The sequence below is a fragment of the Streptomyces tremellae genome, assembly GCF_039540215.1.
Taxonomy (GTDB): domain Bacteria; phylum Actinomycetota; class Actinomycetes; order Streptomycetales; family Streptomycetaceae; genus Streptomyces; species Streptomyces tremellae.
Genome location: NZ_BAABEP010000057.1, coordinates 1 through 15820 on the forward strand (window position 1 = coordinate 1; position 15820 = coordinate 15820).

Genomic DNA, 15820 nt, shown 5'->3' on the forward strand with positions numbered 1-15820 from the left:
GGCCCTGCCCGCGCAGGGCGGACGGCCCCCGCAGGCCGCGCCCGGCGCCGCGGACCGGGAGGCCCCGCCCCCCGGGTCCGGCGCGGCGGGCCACGGCCGGGAGGACACGCACCCCGTGGACCGTACGCCACCCGCCTTCGGGGACGGCGCGGACCTCCACAGGGCCGCGGCGGCCGGGCCGGAACCGCGGCACGCCGGGGCCCTCGCGGGGCAGCCGCTGCCCGTCACCGACCTGATCGGCGGGCCGCCCGCGCTGGTCGACGCGGTGGGGCGGCTGGTGCGCGACATGGTCGCCGTCGCCACGCTGGAGGACGCCGAGGAGCTCGTGCGGACCCGGCCTGCGCTGACCGCGGTCACCGCGGACGGCGACATCCTCGGGGCGCACTTCGCGCACGGCGGCTCTGCGGGCGCGCCGAGCCTGCTGGAGGTGCAGGCGTCCGTCGACGCGGAGGCGGCCGAGCTGGCCGGGCTCGCCGTGCGCTGCGAGGGGCTGGCCGCCGCGCAGCAGGCGGCGGCCGGGGCGAGGACGGAGGCCGCGGCCCGGGTCGAGGAGCTGGGGGAGCGGCGGCGCGCGGCCGACCGGGAGAAGTCGGCGGTCTCCGGACAGCTGGGCCGCCTCGCCGGGCAGGCCCGCGGCGCCGCGGGCGAGGCGGAGCGCGCCGCGGCAGCCGTCGCCAAGGCCACCGAGTCGCTGGAGCGCGCCACGGCGGAGGCCGAGGAACTCGCGGAGCGGCTGCTCGTCGCCGAGGAGGCTGCGGACGAGGACGGCGACGACGAGCCGGACACCTCCGTACGGGACCGGCTCGCGGCCGACGGCGCCAACGCCCGCCAGACCGAGATGGAGGCCCGGCTCCAGGTCCGCACCCACGAGGAGCGGGTGAAGGGGCTCGCGGGCCGCGCCGACGCCCTCGACCGGGGCGCGCGCGCCGAGCGCGAGGCCAGGGCGCGCGCCGAGCAGCGCAGGGCCAGGCTGCGCCACGAGGCGACGGTCGCGGGGGCGGTCGCGGCGGGCGCGCGCCAGCTGCTCGCGCACGTCGAGGTCTCCGTGGGCCGCGCCGAGCAGGAGCGGGTCGCCGCGGAGGCGGCGAAGGCGGAGCGCGAGCGCGATCTCGCGGCGGAGCGCGAGCGCGGGCGCGAGCTCAAGGCGGAGCTCGACCGGCTCACCGACTCGGTGCACCGGGGCGAGGTGCTGGGCGCCGAGAAGCGGATGCGCATCGAGCAGCTGGAGACGAAGGCACTGGAGGAACTGGGCGTGGAGCCGGCCGGGCTCGTCGCGGAGTACGGCCCCGACCAGCCCGTGCCGCCGTCCCCGCCGGCCGAGGGAGAGGTGCTGCCCGAGGACCCCGGCCACCCGCGCAACCGGCCGCGGCCGTTCGCGCGCGGCGAGCAGGAGAAGCGGCTGCGCGCGGCCGAGCGGGCCTACCAGCAGCTCGGCAAGGTCAACCCGCTGGCCCTTGAGGAGTTCGCGGCCCTCGAAGAGCGCCACAACTTCCTCTCCGAGCAGCTGGAGGACCTGAAGAAGACCCGCGCCGACCTGCTCCAGGTGGTCAAGGAGGTCGACGAGCGGGTCGAGCAGGTCTTCACCGAGGCGTACCGGGACACGGCCCGCGAGTTCGAGGGCGTCTTCTCCCGGCTGTTCCCTGGCGGCGAGGGCAGGCTGCTGCTGACCGACCCGGAGAACATGCTCACCACCGGGGTGGAGGTGGAGGCGCGCCCGCCGGGCAAGAAGGTCAAGCGCCTGTCCCTGCTGTCGGGCGGCGAGCGGTCGCTGACCGCGGTGGCGCTGCTGGTGTCGATCTTCAAGGCGCGCCCCAGCCCGTTCTATGTGATGGACGAGGTCGAGGCGGCCCTCGACGACACCAACCTCCAGCGGCTGATCCGGATCATGCAGGAGCTCCAGGAGAGCTCGCAGCTGATCGTGATCACGCACCAGAAGCGGACGATGGAGGTGGCGGACGCGCTCTACGGCGTGTCCATGCAGGGCGACGGCGTGTCGAAGGTGATCAGCCAGCGCCTCCGCTGAGCGGGCCGGGCCGGGGAACACGGGCCCCGCGGGCGCCGCCGCGCCTTCCCGTGCCTTCCGGGGAGCGGCGGAACGTCCGCATAGGTTGGCAGAGGTTACAGATCACTGCCTGACGGGCCGTGTGATCACCCCGGGGACCGGCGTACGGTCCCCGGAGCGGCCGTGCCGGGCCGCACGCGGTCGTGGCCGATACTGGGGAGCGTTATGGAACTCGTCATCCTTGTTGTAGTCATCGCCGTGGTCGTCATCGGCGGCCTCAGCGGGCTCGTGGTCGGACGAAGCCGCAAGAAGAGGAAGCTTCCTCCGCCGCCGCCCGCCGCGCCCACCATCACCTCCCCGCCGACCGAACCGCACGTCGGCGACGAGGCCGAGACCCCGCGGGACGAACACCGCAGGACCATCGAGGAGGTCGGCCTCCCCGACGCGGAGACCGCGACCGAGACGCCGGTCGCCGTCGAGGACCCGGTCGTCGGGCTGGCGCCCGCACCGCCTGTCGAGGTGCCCGAGCCGACCGCCGGCCGTCTCGTGCGCCTCCGCGCCCGCCTCGCGCGCTCCCAGAACTCGCTCGGCAAGGGCCTGCTCACGCTGCTGTCGCGCGAGCACCTCGACGAGGAGACCTGGGAGGAGATCGAGGACACGCTGCTCACCGCCGACGTCGGCGTGAAGCCGACCCAGGAGCTGGTGGAGCGGCTGCGGGAGCGGGTCAGGGTGCTCGGCACCCGCAGCCCGGAGGAACTGCGCACGCTGCTGCGCGAGGAGCTGATCACCCTCGTCGGCGCGGACCTGCCGCGCGAGGTGAACACCGAGAGCCCCCTCGACACCCCGGCCGTGGTGATGGTCGTCGGCGTCAACGGGACCGGCAAGACCACGACCACGGGCAAGCTCGCCCGGGTGCTGGTCGCCGACGGCAGGTCCGTCGTGCTCGGCGCCGCGGACACCTTCCGTGCCGCCGCGGCGGACCAGCTCCAGACCTGGGGCGAACGCGTCGGCGCCCGTACGGTGCGCGGCCCCGAGGGCGGCGACCCCGCGTCGGTCGCCTTCGACGCGGTCAAGGAGGGCATCGCGGAGGGCGCCGACGTCGTCCTGATCGACACCGCGGGCCGCCTGCACACCAAGACCGGCCTCATGGACGAGCTCGGCAAGGTGAAGCGGGTCGTCGAGAAGCACGGTCCGCTGGACGAGGTGCTGCTGGTGCTCGACGCGACCACCGGGCAGAACGGCCTCGTGCAGGCCAGGGTGTTCGCCGAGGTCGTGGACATCACCGGCATCGTCCTGACCAAGCTCGACGGCACGGCGAAGGGCGGCATCGTCGTGGCGGTCCAGCGCGAACTGGGCGTCCCGGTCAAGCTGGTGGGGCTCGGCGAGGGCGCCGACGACCTGGCGCCCTTCGAACCGGCCGCCTTCGTGGACGCGCTGATCGGCGACTGACCGCCGCGCTCCCCGTACCGCCCCGCACGGCGGAAGGGCGGGTGGCCCCGACCGGGTCACCCGCCCTTCGCGCGTCCGCCGCCGCCCGGCCCGTGGGCCCTGGGGCCCCGCAGCCGTGCCCCTACGCCTCGCACCGGGGCCGCGCCCGGCCCACCCGGTGGCAGATGTACGCGAGCGTCCCCAGCAGCAGCCGGGCCGGCGGCACCTGCGCGGCCTCGGGGGACGGCGGCCGCAGCCAGCGCGCGGGCCCCAGCGTGCCCATCGGTGAGGGCGGCGCCACCACATGGCAGCCCGCGCCCAGGCCCGCGAGGTCGAGGTCCGCGTCGTCCCAGCCCATCCGGTACAGCAGGGTCGGCAGCTCGGCGGCGGCGCCGGGCGCCACGAAGAAGTACGCGCGCCCGGTGGGCGTCGCGAGGACCGGGCCGCGCGGCAGCCCCATGCGCTCCAGGCGCGCCAGGGCGTGCACCCCCGCGCCGAGCGCCACGTCGATCACGTCGAAGCTGCGGCCCACAGGTAGCAGGACCGACGCGCCCGGCACCCGCGACCAGGCGCGGGCGGCCTCGTCGAGCGTCGCGCCCGCGGGCACCCCGGGAAAGAAGCCGAGCGGATGCGCGCCCGGCGCCGTACATCGCGGATCGCCGCAGGAGCACGCCCCGTCGGCCGAGGCGCGGGTGCCCGCCGTGACGTCCCAGCCCCAGAGTCCGGTGTACTCGGCGACCGCGGTGCACTCCGTGGCACGGCCGCGGCGGCGCGCTGACGGCCGCAGCTCCCGGATGTCCCGGATACCGCCGATGGTGAAGCCCATGCCCCCTCCAACGGGTCGAGCGCGTCGGTGGTTACGACTCGCAGTCTGCCCGTGACACTCCGTTGCCAGCGGGGCGTTGGCGCGGGCGCGAGGGGGTAACAGGGGTGGTGCGGGTCCGCTCGTGCGCCCCGGCGCACCTCACTCGCTCTGCCCTTGACCGCCGCCTGTCAAGTGAATCGCGTCCGCTCGGTGGCGAGTTCATTCGAAGGGGTGGCGAATGGTGGCGTTTGTGGAATCCCCTAGCTGGAGGGGTGATCGTAGGATTACTTTCGGTGCACGCGTCGGGGAGAAGGGCTGTTCTCGTGGGTATGCCGGAGGCACGTCGAGTGCGTGTTCGAGGGGTGACTCCGGTGACTCCCCGGCCGCCGCGCCGCGGCACACGGCATCCCCCCGCCGGCTCGTGCGGGGGATCGAGCGGATGGGGGCTTTCCAGGTGAGCGGCAGCGGCTCGGACGGGGCGGGCGCGGGCAAGCGCCCGAACGAACTGCTCGGCTCCTGGTTCGCGCGCAGCGGCTGGTCGAAGGGCGAACTGGCCCGCCAGGTGAACCGCAGGGCCCGCCAGATGGGCGCCCATCACGTCAGTACGGACACCTCCCGGGTGCGGCGCTGGCTCGACGGGGAACAGCCGCGCGAGCCCATCCCGCGGATCATGTCGGAGCTGTTCTCCGAGCGCTTCGGCTCCGTCGTCGCCGTCGAGGACCTCGGGCTGCGCTCCGCGCACCAGTCGCCGTCGGCCGCCGGCGTCGACCTGCCCTGGGCGGGCCCCCAGACCGTGGCGCTGCTCAGCGAGTTCTCCCGCGGTGACCTGATGCTCGGCCGCCGTGGCTTCCTCGGCTCCTCCCTCGCCCTGTCCGCGGGCCCCGCCCTGGTCGAGCCCATGCAGCGCTGGCTCGTACCGGCGCCGGGCGGCGAGCAGCCCGCGCCCGCCGCCCCGGAGGGCGCGGCGGCGCGCAGGACCCCGCGGCTGTCGGGGCCCGAGCTCGAACTGCTGGAGTCGACCACGGCGATGTTCCGCCTCTGGGACGCGCAGTGCGGCGGCGGGCTGCGCCGCAAGGCGGTCGTGGGCCAGCTCCACGAGGTCACCGACCTGCTGCAGGAGCCGCTGCCGGGGCCCGTCTCCCGCCGGCTGTTCACCTGCGCGGCCGAACTGGCCGAGCTGGCCGGCTGGATGAGCTACGACGTGGGCCTCCAGCCCAACGCGCAGAAGTACTTCGTGCTGGCGCTGCACGCCGCCAAGGAGGCCGGCGACCGTGCGCTCGGCGCGTACATCCTGTCGTCGATGAGCCGGCAGATGATCCACCTCGGCCGGCCCGAGGACGCGCTGGAGCTGATCCACCTCGCGCAGTACGGCAGCCGCGACTGCGCGACCGCCCGCACCCAGGCCATGCTGTACGCGATGGAGGCCCGCGCCTACGCGGGCATGGGCCAGCCCGGCAAGTGCAAGCGGGCCGTCAGGATGGCCGAGGACACCTTCACCGACGCCGGCCTCGACGGGGAGCCCGACCCCGACTGGATCGGCTTCTTCACCGAGGCGGAGCTGCACGCGGAGAACGCGCACTCCTTCCGCGACCTCGCCCATGTCGCCGGGCGCAGCCCCACGTACGCCTCGCTCGCCGAACCCGCGATGACGCGCGCCGTCGAGCTGTTCCGCGCGGACGAGGACCACCAGCGCTCCTACGCGCTGAACCTCGTCGGCCTCGCCAGCGTGCACCTGCTGCGCCGCGAGCCCGAGCAGTTGGCGGCCCCCGCGAGGGAGGCGCTCGGCATCGCGCGCTCCATCCGCTCCGAGCGGGTCAACACCCGCCTGCGCAAGACCGTCGACCTCGCTGTGCGCGACTTCGGGGACGTCCCTGAGGTCGCCGAGCTCGGCGAGCTGCTCGGCCCCCGCTTCCCCGAGCCCGCGGAGGCCGTCTGAGACCCCGGCCGCGGTGCTCGCCCCCAACCGCCCGACGCGGCTCCCCCGCCGACAGGACGACAGGGCGGCACCGCGGCCGGTCCCCGCCCCGCCGTGTGACGGAATCACCCGTACGCGGCGGTGATTCACCTCGGCGTAACACGAGGACCACCTTCGTCACCGTTTGGAAACACGACACACGCTCGACGGAAACGGCCCTGAGCGAACCTCCTCAACACAGTCGGCCCATACCAAATGTCGGATAGGGCCGATCCGACCGACGGAGGGGACGCCGGCCTTGAATGGTGCAGATACCGCGTTCGTATTGATCAGTGCAGCGCTCGTCATGCTGATGGCGCCGGGCCTGGCGTTTTTCTATGGCGGCATGGTGCGGGTGAAGAGCGCCCTCAACATGCTGATGATGTCCGTCATCTCGCTGGCGGTGGTCAGCGTCCTGTGGGTTTTCTACGGTTACACGCTGGCCTTCGGTGACGACCTCGGCGGTGTCGGGCTCCTCGGCAACTTCGACCACCTCGGCATGAAGGGCATCGGCCCCGACACGCTGACCGGCAAGGGCGGCATCCCCGTGCTCGCCTTCGCCTTCTTCCAGCTGATGTTCGCCGTCCTGACGCCCGCGCTGATGAGCGGCGCCCTCGCGGACCGGGTGAAGTTCACCGCGTGGACCCTCTTCATCGCACTGTGGGTGACCGTTGTCTACTTCCCCATCGCCCACTGGGTCTGGCAGTCGGGCGGCTGGCTGTACAAGCTCGGCGTGATCGACTTCGCCGGCGGTACCGCCGTCCATATCAACGCGGGCATCGGCGGGCTCGCCGCCGTCCTCGTGGTCGGCAAGCGCATCGGCTTCAAGAAGGACCCGATGCGGCCGCACAGCCTGCCGCTCGTCGTCATAGGGGCGGCCCTGCTGTGGTTCGGCTGGTTCGGCTTCAACGCGGGATCCGAGCTCGCCGCCGACGGCACCGCCGCCAACATGGCCTTCAACACCCAGATCGCCACCGCCGCCGCGATGATCGGCTGGCTCGCGTACGAACGCGTCAGGCACGGCGCGTTCACCACCCTCGGCGCCGCCTCAGGCGCCGTCGCGGGCCTCGTCGCCATCACCCCCTCCGGCGCCGCGGTGAACGCCTGGGGGGCCCTGCTCATCGGCGTCGTCGCCGGTGCGATCTGCTCCTGGGCCGTCAGCCTCAAGTTCAAGTTCGGCTACGACGACTCGCTCGACGTCGTCGGCGTCCACCTCGTCGGCGGTGTGATCGGCACGCTGCTCGTCGGCGTCCTCGCCACCGGCGGCGCCGCGGGCCTCACCCAGCTCGGCAAGCAGGCCGCGGGGGCCTTCTCGGTGATGGCCTACTCGTTCGTCGTCTCCTGGCTGCTCGCGAAGCTCGTCGACAAGACGATCGGCTTCCGCGCCTCCGAGGAGGACGAGGTCACCGGCCTCGACATGACGCAGCACGCCGAGTCCGCGTACGACTACTCGGGCGTCGGCGGCGCGGCGGTGCAGCGTAGTACCGTGCCCGCAGCCGACCCGACCGCCGCAGCGGCCAACCCGAAGGTGGACGCATGAAGCTCATCACCGCCGTCGTGAAGCCGCACAGGCTGGACGAGATCAAGGAGGCGCTGCAGGCGTTCGGCGTCCAGGGCCTCACCGTCACCGAGGCCAGCGGTTACGGCCGCCAGCGCGGGCACACCGAGGTCTACCGGGGCGCCGAGTACACCGTGGACCTCGTCCCCAAGGTCCGCATCGAGGTCCTCGCGGAGGACGACGACGCCGAGCAGGTCGTGGAGGTTGTCGTGAAGGCGGCCCGCACCGGCAAGATCGGCGACGGCAAGGTGTGGACCGTGCCCGTCGAGACCGCCGTACGGGTACGCACCGGCGAACGCGGCCCCGATGCCCTCTGAGGACCGGTCCTCGCCCGACCAGGGCACCAGCTACGCGGCAGCCCGGCTGCGCCTCCTGCAGGACGAGGCGCGGCCGGGCCGGCCGCGTCGTGAGGCGCTCTCGGCCCTCACCGACGGCTGGCTCAAGGGCCTCTTCGACGCGGCCGCCGCGCACACCGGCGTCCGGGGTGCCGCCCTGGTCGCCGTCGGCGGCTACGGGCGCGGCGAGCTCTCCCCGCGCAGCGACCTCGACCTGCTCCTGCTCCACGACGGCGAGCCCGCGGGGGCCGTCGCCGCACTCGCCGAGCGCCTCTGGTACCCGGTCTGGGACCTCGGCCTCGCCCTCGACCACTCCGTGCGCACGCCCGCAGAGGCGCGCAGGACCGCCGCAGAGGACCTCAAGGTCCACCTCGGGCTGCTCGACGCGCGCCTCGTCGCAGGCGACCTCGGGCTCCTCACCAAGCTGCGCACCACCGTCCTCGCCGACTGGCGCAACAACGCGGCCAGGCGCCTGCCCGCGCTCGACGAACTGTGCAGGGAGCGCGGCGAGCGCCACGGCGAGCTGCAGTTCCTCCTCGAAGGCGACCTCAAGGAGTCGCGCGGCGGCCTGCGCGACGCCACCGCCCTGCGCGCCGTCGCCGCTTCCTGGCTCGCCGACGCGCCGCGCGCCGGGCTCGCCGAGGCCCGCACCCGGCTGCTCGACATCCGCGACACCCTCCACCTGACCACAGGGCGCGCCACCGACCGGCTCGCGCTCCAGGAGCAGGACGCCGTCGCGGAGGCGCTGCGGCTCCCCGACGCCGACGCGCTGCTGCGCCAGGTGTACGAGGCCGCCCGCACCATCTCGTACGCCTCCGACGTCACCTGGCGCGAGGTGCACAGGGTCCTGGGGGCGCGGGCCGCGCGGCCCCGGCTGCGCGCCATGCTCGGCGTCGGGCAGAAGCCCGCAGCCGAGCGCGTCCCCCTCGCGGACGGCGTCGTCGAGCAGGACGGCGAGGCCGTGCTGGCCAGGGCCGCGCGGCCCGAGCGCGACCCGGTGCTGCCGCTGCGCGCCGCCGCGGCCGCCGCCCAGGCGGGCCTGCCGATCTCCCCGCACGCCGTGCGCAGGCTCGCGGCCGCCGCGCCCCCGCTGCCGGTGCCGTGGCCCGCGGAGGCCCGCGAGGAACTGGTCACGCTGCTGGGCGCGGGCGAGCCGACCGTGGCTGTGTGGGAGGCCCTGGAGGCCGAGGGGCTCGTCACCCGCCTGCTGCCCGACTGGGAGCGCGTCCACTGCAGGCCGCAGCGCAACCCCGTCCACACCTGGACCGTCGACAGGCACCTGGTCGAGACCGCCGTCAGAGCCGCCTCGCTGACCCGCCGCGTCTCCCGCCCCGACCTGCTGCTGATCTGCGCCCTCCTGCACGACCTCGGCAAGGGCTGGCCCGGCGACCACTCCGTGGTCGGCGAGACCATCGCGCGCGATGTCGCCGCGCGTGTCGGCTTCGGCGCGGAGGACACCGCGATCGTCGCCACCGTCGTCCGCCACCACCTGCTGCTCGTCGAGACCGCCACCCGGCGCGACCTGGACGACCCGGCGACCGTCGCCGCCGTCGCCCGGCACGTGCGGGGTCGCACCACCCTCGAACTGCTGCACGCGCTCACCGAGGCCGACGCCCTCGCCACCGGGCCCGCCGCCTGGTCCGCCTGGCGGGCGGGGCTCGTCGCCGACCTGGTGGCCCGGGTCGGCGCCGCTCTCGCGGGCGAGCCGGTGGAGCGGCCCGCGGCCGGCGCGCCCAGCGCGCAGCAGGAGCGGCTCGCCGTCGAGGCGCTGCGCACCGGCGGTCCCGTGGTCGCGCTGCGCGCGGAGCGCGGGCAGGCGGAGGCGGAGGCCGTCGACGCGGCCGCGCCGGAGCCCGTCGGCGTGGAACTGCACATCGCGCTGCCCGACCGGCCGGGCGTGCTGCCCGCGGCGGCGGGGGTGCTCGCGCTGCACCGGCTCACCGTGCGCGCCGCCGACCTGCGGGCCGTGGAGCTGCCGACCGGCATCGGAGACTCCGGCGCCACCACCGAGGTCCTGCTGCTGAGCTGGCGGGTGGCGGCGGCCTACGGCTCGCTGCCCGAGGAGGCACGGCTGCGGGCCGACCTCGTACGGGTGCTCGACGGCACCCTCGACATCGCGGCGCGGCTCGCCGAGCGCGACGCCGCCTACCCCAGGCGGCGCGGCCCCAAGGCGCCCCCGCCCCGGGTGACCGTCGCGGGCGCCGCCTCGAAGGAGGCCACCGTGATCGAGGTGCGGGCCCAGGACGCCCCGGGCCTGCTGCACCGGATCGGCCGGGCCCTCGAAGCCTCCGACGTACGGGTGCGCAGCGCGCACGTCTCCACGCTCGGCGCGAACGCCGTCGACACCGTCTACGTGACGCGCCCCGACGGCACCCCGCTGACCCCCGAGGACGCGGAGATGGTCGCCAAGCGCGTCGAGTCCGCGCTCACCACGGGCTGACCCCGCCCCGGCAGCCCGCGCCGGCGCGGGCTGCCGGGGGACCGGGCCGGGCTGGGGACGGGTTGCGCGTCGCTGCGGATACCCTGGAGGGCAGCCTGTTCGCCCGCCCCCTAGCCGAGGATTCGCGACCACCGTGTTCGACACTCTCTCCGACCGCCTCGCAGCCACCTTCAAGAGCCTCCGGGGCAAAGGGCGCCTCAGCCCGGAGGACATCGACGCCACGGCACGCGAGATCCGTATCGCCCTGCTCGAGGCCGACGTGGCGCTGCCCGTCGTGCGCGCCTTCATCAAGCAGATCAAGGAGCGCGCGGCCGGCGAGGAGGTCTCCCGCGCGCTCAACCCGGCGCAGCAGGTCGTCAAGATCGTCAACGAGGAGCTCATCGGCATCCTCGGCGGTGAGACCCGCAGGCTGCGCTTCGCGAAGCAGCCGCCGACCGTGATCATGCTCGCGGGCCTCCAGGGCGCGGGCAAGACCACGCTCGCGGGCAAGCTGGGCCTCTGGCTGAGCAAGCAGGGCCACTCGCCGCTGCTGGTCGCGGCCGACCTCCAGCGGCCCAACGCGGTCACCCAGCTCTCCGTCGTCGCCGAGCGCGCCGGCGTCTCCGTGTACGCGCCGGAGCCGGGCAACGGCGTGGGCGACCCGGTGAAGGTCGCCAAGGACTCGATCACCTACGCCAGGGACAAGGTCCACGACGTGGTGATCGTGGACACCGCGGGCCGTCTCGGCATCGACCAGGAGCTGATGCGGCAGGCCGCGGACATCCGCGACGCCGTCTCGCCCGACGAGGTCCTCTTCGTCGTCGACGCGATGATCGGCCAGGACGCGGTCAACACCGCCGAGGCGTTCCGCGACGGCGTCGGCTTCGACGGCGTCGTCCTCTCCAAGCTCGACGGCGACGCCCGCGGCGGTGCCGCGCTCTCCATCGCGCACGTCACCGGCAAGCAGATCATGTTCGCCTCCAACGGCGAGAAGCTGGACGACTTCGACGCGTTCCACCCGGACCGCATGGCGTCCCGCATCCTCGACATGGGCGACCTGCTCAGCCTGATCGAGAAGGCCGAGCAGACCTTCAGCCAGGCCGAGGCCGAGAAGATGGCCGCCAAACTGGCCAAGGGCCCCAAGGAGTTCACGCTCGACGACTTCCTGTCCCAGATGGAGCAGGTCAGGAAGATGGGCTCGCTGTCCAAGCTGCTCGGGATGCTGCCCGGCATGGGACAGATGAAGGACCAGATCAACAACCTGGACGAGCGGGACGTGGACCGCACGGCCGCGATCATCAAGTCGATGACGCCGGCCGAGCGCGCCGAGCCCACGATCATCAACGGCTCGCGCCGCGCCCGTATCGCCCGCGGCTCGGGTGTCGAGGTCGGCGCGGTGAAGAACCTGGTGGAGCGGTTCTTCGAGGCCCGCAAGATGATGTCGCGGATGGCCCAGGGCGGCGGCATGCCGGGCATGCCGGGGATGCCCGGCATGGGCGGCGGCCCCGGCCGGCAGAAGAAGAAGCAGAAGCAGGCCAAGGGCAAGCAGCGTTCCGGCAACCCGATGAAGCGCAAGGCCGAGGAGCAGGCCGCGCTGGCCCGCAAGGAGCAGGCGGCCCTCGGCGGCGGGCCCGCGCAGGAGCAGCCCGAGAAGTTCGAACTGCCCGACGAGTTCAAGAAGTTCATGGGCTGAGCCGCACCGGCCCGCGGGACGGGGCGCCCCGGGGATTCTCCTCAGGGGCGCCCCGCCCGCTGTCAGCGGGCGGCCGAGCCGTTCGCCAGGGCCCCCGCGTCCAGGCCGAGCGCCGCCGCCGCGGCAGCGCCGACGTCCGCGAGGGTCGGCGCGTCCCGGCGGATCTCGGTGCCGCTGCCGCCGGGGCGGTGGACCAGCACCGGCACGTACTCCCGGGTGTGGTAGGCGTGCCCGATGGTGGGGTCGTTGCCGTGGTCCCCGGTGACGATCAGCCGGTCGCCGGGCGCGTCCAGCAGCCCGATCAGCTCGAACAGGCCCGCGTCGGCCTCTTCGAGGACCCGCCCGAAGCGCGCCGCGTCCTGCTGGTGGCCGGCGAGGTCCGTCTCCTGCACGTTGGCCACCACGAGCGCGTCGCGGCCCGCGCCCCGTACGGCCTCCAGGGTGTGCGCCACGACCTGAGCGGTCGCCACCGCGGGCCGCCGCTCGGCGGCCTCGCAGACGAGGATGTCCGCCGCCTTGCCGACCAGGGTCACCGGGACGCCGGAGCGCGCCGCCAGATCGGGCAACTGCCGGCTGTGGTCCAACTCCGCGCCCAGGTGCTGCACTTCGAGGCCGCCGTTGCGGTAGAAGCCGGTGGCGGGCGTGTCGAGGCCGACCGTGCCGCCGTCGCCGTCCCGTACGAAGCGGGGCAGCGGGCCGTCCGCGTGGCCGCCGACGGCGATCACCCGGGCGACCGGAGCCACCGTGCGCACCGTGCGCGCGATCGCGAGGATGTCCGCGAAGGGGAGGTCGTCGAGGCGGCCCGACGCGTTCCAGTTGATGCCGGGGTCGGCCTCCAGGTTGTCGTGGACGAGCACCGCCTCGTCCACGACCAGCAGCGGCCTGCCGTCGAGCGGGGTGACCGCGTGCCCCGCCGCCCCCAGCGCGGCCGTGACCTCCGGCAGGTGCTCGGCGAGGCGCGCCACCGTCACCCGGCTGAAGTCCGCGCCCATCATGGTCTGGTGGCCCGCGAAGGTGTCGGCGCCCGGATAGCCGAGCGCCGCCCTGCCCACCGACACCGGCAGCGGGGTCGCGCGCGCCAGGTCGGGGTGCGGGTGCACGACGCCGAGGCCGAGCGCCCCGAGGCCGGGCAGCCGCAGCGCCCGGCCCGTGGCCGCGCGGCAGGCGTCCAGGACGTGCCCGCAGGTGTCGGCGGCCAGGTCGCCGGGGCGCAGTGCCCCGGCGTCCGGCATGGCTCCGATGCCGAAGCCGTCGAGGACGACGATGACGGTCCTGCTCATGCGAGGTGCTCCTTCCCGGCCGCTACAGTGCCCGGCCGCGCGCGTCGTACAGGCCGGTGAGCCGGGGCGCGCCCGCGGACAGGCCGGAGACGACGGCGACCGTCGAGCGGGTGACGAAGATCTGGGTGCGGAAGGCCAGCACGGCGGTGTCGCCGACGCGCGCGTCTGCGGCCCGCGCGGGCGCGTCGAGCAGCCGGTAGTAGTCGATGTTCTCGGCGGGCGAGGGCTGCACGGCAAGCCGGGTGCCGCTGCGCGGCAGCAGCGCCTCGCGGATGCCGGCGCGCGCGTAGAACCCGCCGCCGTGCAGCGCGGGGCGGCCGTCGGCCAGCGTGTGGGCGACCTCCGTGACGTACACGTAGGCGGGCTGCTCCGGCTGGTGCGGGTCGGCCGCGTGCAGCGGGGTCGTGCCGGTGAGGGAGTGGCCCGGTTCGCCGTGGGTGGCGCCGAGTTCGGCCAGCAGCGGCAGCGTCGCCATGGACGTGGCGCTCGGCGCGCTCAGCTTCACGTCGTGGTGGCCGCGCGCCGCGAGCAGGGCCTTCGCCTTGACGGCGAGTTCGAAGGTGGGCGTGGGGGCGGGCAGCCCGGTGGCCGGGTCGCACAGCACGCACGGGAAGGCGGTGACGCCCGCGAGCCGGATGCCGGGCAGCCGCTCGGCCTCCGCGGCGAACGCGTCGAGCCGGTCGAGCGGTACCCCGCCCTCCTGGCCGGGGTAGACCGAGCCGGGCGCGCCTTCGAGCCGTACGAGGACGTCCTGGACCGTGCCGAGCGCGGTGGCGGCGTCCGAGACGGCCCGCGCGTTGGCGAGGTCGAAGACCGTGACGGCCTCGGGGCGCCAGGCCAGCACCTCGGGCAGGTCCCTCGGCGGGATCTGCACCAGGTGGCCGAGGTTGCCCGCGCGGGCGCCGGTCGCGTGCAGCAGCCTGGCCTCCGCCGGGTCGATCGCGGCGAACTCCGGGATGTGCCGCGAGACGGCCCTGATCAGCTCGGGGTTGCGGCCGATCTGCTTGACGACGAACCACAGGGTGAGGCCGAGGCGGTCGGCCTCGGCCGCGAGGAGCGTGGCGTTCGCCTCGACGGCGTCGGCGTCCAGCACGTACGTGTCGGGCGGCACGGCGCCCGAGCGGTGCAGGGCCGCCGCGGTGTCGACGAGGGAGGCGTTGCGGGTGAGGACGGTGTCGAGGAACACGGTCAGCCCTTCAGGTCGTGCAGGGAGCGGCGGAGGATCTCGATCACGAGGTCCGCGCCGGCCCTCATCGGGTTGATCCGTACGGCCCAGTCGGCGAGTTCGGGGGCGTCGTCGAGGGACGAGCCGGACATGCGGTAGACGAGCGGGGCGATCTCGTAGCGCGAGTTCGAGCCCACGGGGTAGGGCGCCGCGCCGTGCCGGGCGGCGACGGCGGGCAGCTCCCTGGCGACCGGCCGGTCGAGCAGCACGATCAGGCAGCGGTCCTGGACGTTGGCCAGGCGCACGTCCCGCACGCCCGGCACCTCCCCCGCGGCCAGCCGCTCGGCGACCTCGGCGCCCACCCGCGACTGGACGGCCCACAGCACGGGCACGTGGGTGAGGGCCCGCAGTGCGTCGAGCGCCTGGTGGCCCTGGACCTGGCCGCCGCCCGAGTAGTTGTCCGCGCGCACGCGCTCCACCAGGTCGCGGGAGCCGACGACGGCGCCCACGCCCTCCGGACCGTGCAGCTTGAACAGCGAGAAGCAGGAGGCGTCTGCGCCCAGTTCGACACCGCAGGCGGGCACGCGCAGCACGGCGTAGTTGTCGTCGACGAGCGTGCGCACGCCCGCGGCCGCGCACGCGGCGAGCACCTCGGCCGGGTCGTAGGAGTCGGTGAGGCGCTGGCGGCTGTGCTGCACGTACGCCCAGCGGAACCGGCCGCCGGCGAGCGCGTCGGCGAGCGCCGCGCGGTCGTTGAAGTCCACCTCGGCGGTGCGCACGCCGAGGCCCCGCAGGGTGACGGCTGTGGTGCGGTAGACCGGCGCCCGGTGGATCAGCAGCGGTTCGCCGGGGGAGACGGCGGCCTGGAGCGCGGCCCGGATGGCGCCGGTGCCCGCGCCCTGCACGAGCGCCGCGTCCTCGGCGCCGAGGAAGGCGGCGAGCACCGCCTCGACCCTGGCCGTCGTCCGCGGCCTGCCGAGGCCCGGCACGACGCCGGTGTCCGCCTCGAACAGCTGCGGGCCCTCGAAGTGCGCCGCGGTCTTTTCGAGCAGCCTGAACTGGGTGCGTACGGCGTCCTCGACGGGCACGCTCGGCAGCGGCGCCGTCGGCGGCAGCCGCACGTCCGGCGCGTCGGCGGGCGCCCCGGAAGAAGGGGGTGTGGGGGGTGTGCCCTGGGGCAT

11 protein-coding genes are annotated in these 15820 nt (G+C 74.7%); 7 read left to right on the forward strand and 4 right to left on the reverse strand.

Translation table 11 applies throughout. The features are described 5' to 3' along the window. Positions 1-2023 (forward strand): AAA family ATPase (locus tag ABEA77_RS27475; protein ID WP_345653122.1); only part of this gene is annotated, 2023 nt, incomplete at its 5' end. 204 nt (positions 2024-2227) lie between these two features. Further along, positions 2228-3451: a signal recognition particle-docking protein FtsY gene (ftsY, locus tag ABEA77_RS27480; protein ID WP_345653125.1), complete on the forward strand. Its 1224-nt coding sequence runs from the start codon at positions 2228-2230 to the stop codon at positions 3449-3451. Positions 3452-3572: 121 nt separating this feature from the next. Here the strand turns inward: ftsY and ABEA77_RS27485 are convergent, their stop codons facing one another. Further along, on the reverse strand, positions 3573-4256 hold the full coding sequence (locus tag ABEA77_RS27485) for a bifunctional DNA primase/polymerase (RefSeq protein WP_345653128.1): 684 nt from the start codon (positions 4254-4256) through the stop codon (positions 3573-3575). 418 nt (positions 4257-4674) lie between these two features. On the opposite strand from ABEA77_RS27485, the gene nsdA reads away from it, so the two are divergent. The 5 genes from nsdA to ffh all read left to right on the forward strand — a co-directional run bounded on the left by nsdA (position 4675) and on the right by ffh (position 12194). Then, complete coding sequence (gene nsdA, locus ABEA77_RS27490) at positions 4675-6171, forward strand: transcriptional repressor NsdA (RefSeq protein WP_486389442.1); 1497 nt, start codon at positions 4675-4677, stop codon at positions 6169-6171. Positions 6172-6448: 277 nt separating this feature from the next. Beyond that, positions 6449-7729 (forward strand): ammonium transporter, encoded by a 1281-nt coding sequence (locus ABEA77_RS27495; protein WP_345653131.1) that lies wholly within the window; start codon positions 6449-6451, stop codon positions 7727-7729. Next, positions 7726-8064, forward strand: a complete 339-nt coding sequence (locus ABEA77_RS27500) for a P-II family nitrogen regulator (protein WP_345653134.1) — start codon at positions 7726-7728, stop codon at positions 8062-8064. Before ABEA77_RS27495 ends, ABEA77_RS27500 begins: the two co-directional genes overlap by 4 nt. Next, positions 8054-10522, forward strand: a complete 2469-nt coding sequence (locus ABEA77_RS27505) for a [protein-PII] uridylyltransferase (RefSeq protein ID WP_345653137.1) — start codon at positions 8054-8056, stop codon at positions 10520-10522. The genes ABEA77_RS27500 and ABEA77_RS27505 overlap by 11 nt, the downstream gene beginning before the upstream one ends. Before the next feature lie 133 nt (positions 10523-10655). Further along, positions 10656-12194, forward strand: a complete 1539-nt coding sequence (ffh, locus tag ABEA77_RS27510) for a signal recognition particle protein (protein WP_345653140.1) — start codon at positions 10656-10658, stop codon at positions 12192-12194. A 62-nt stretch (positions 12195-12256) separates the two neighbouring features. Here ffh and ABEA77_RS27515 read toward each other — a convergent pair whose 3' ends face one another. The 3 genes from ABEA77_RS27515 to ABEA77_RS27525 are packed head-to-tail and all read right to left on the reverse strand — an operon-like array spanning position 12257 to position 15820. Further along, positions 12257-13474, reverse strand: a complete 1218-nt coding sequence (locus tag ABEA77_RS27515) for a phosphopentomutase (protein ID WP_345653143.1) — start codon at positions 13472-13474, stop codon at positions 12257-12259. Positions 13475-13496: 22 nt separating this feature from the next. Then, entirely contained in the window at positions 13497-14660 is a 1164-nt protein-coding gene (locus ABEA77_RS27520; protein ID WP_345653146.1) for an alanine racemase, read from the reverse strand. Positions 14661-14662: 2 nt separating this feature from the next. Then, complete coding sequence (locus tag ABEA77_RS27525) at positions 14663-15820, reverse strand: aminotransferase class V-fold PLP-dependent enzyme (protein WP_345653149.1); 1158 nt, start codon at positions 15818-15820, stop codon at positions 14663-14665.

Excerpts from the sequence above, each read along its gene's own strand:
- ftsY (WP_345653125.1), top strand. The coding sequence starts at position 2,228 with ATGGAACTCGTCATCCTTGTTGTAGTCATCGCCGTGGTCGTCATCGGC.
- ABEA77_RS27485 (WP_345653128.1), bottom strand. The coding sequence starts at position 4,256 with ATGGGCTTCACCATCGGCGGTATCCGGGACATCCGGGAGCTGCGGCCG.
- nsdA (WP_486389442.1), top strand. The coding sequence starts at position 4,675 with ATGGGGGCTTTCCAGGTGAGCGGCAGCGGCTCGGACGGGGCGGGCGCG.
- ABEA77_RS27500 (WP_345653134.1), top strand. The coding sequence starts at position 7,726 with ATGAAGCTCATCACCGCCGTCGTGAAGCCGCACAGGCTGGACGAGATC.
- ABEA77_RS27505 (WP_345653137.1), top strand. The coding sequence starts at position 8,054 with ATGCCCTCTGAGGACCGGTCCTCGCCCGACCAGGGCACCAGCTACGCG.
- ABEA77_RS27515 (WP_345653143.1), bottom strand. The coding sequence starts at position 13,474 with ATGAGCAGGACCGTCATCGTCGTCCTCGACGGCTTCGGCATCGGAGCC.
- ABEA77_RS27525 (WP_345653149.1), bottom strand. The coding sequence starts at position 15,820 with ATGCCCCAGGGCACACCCCCCACACCCCCTTCTTCCGGGGCGCCCGCC.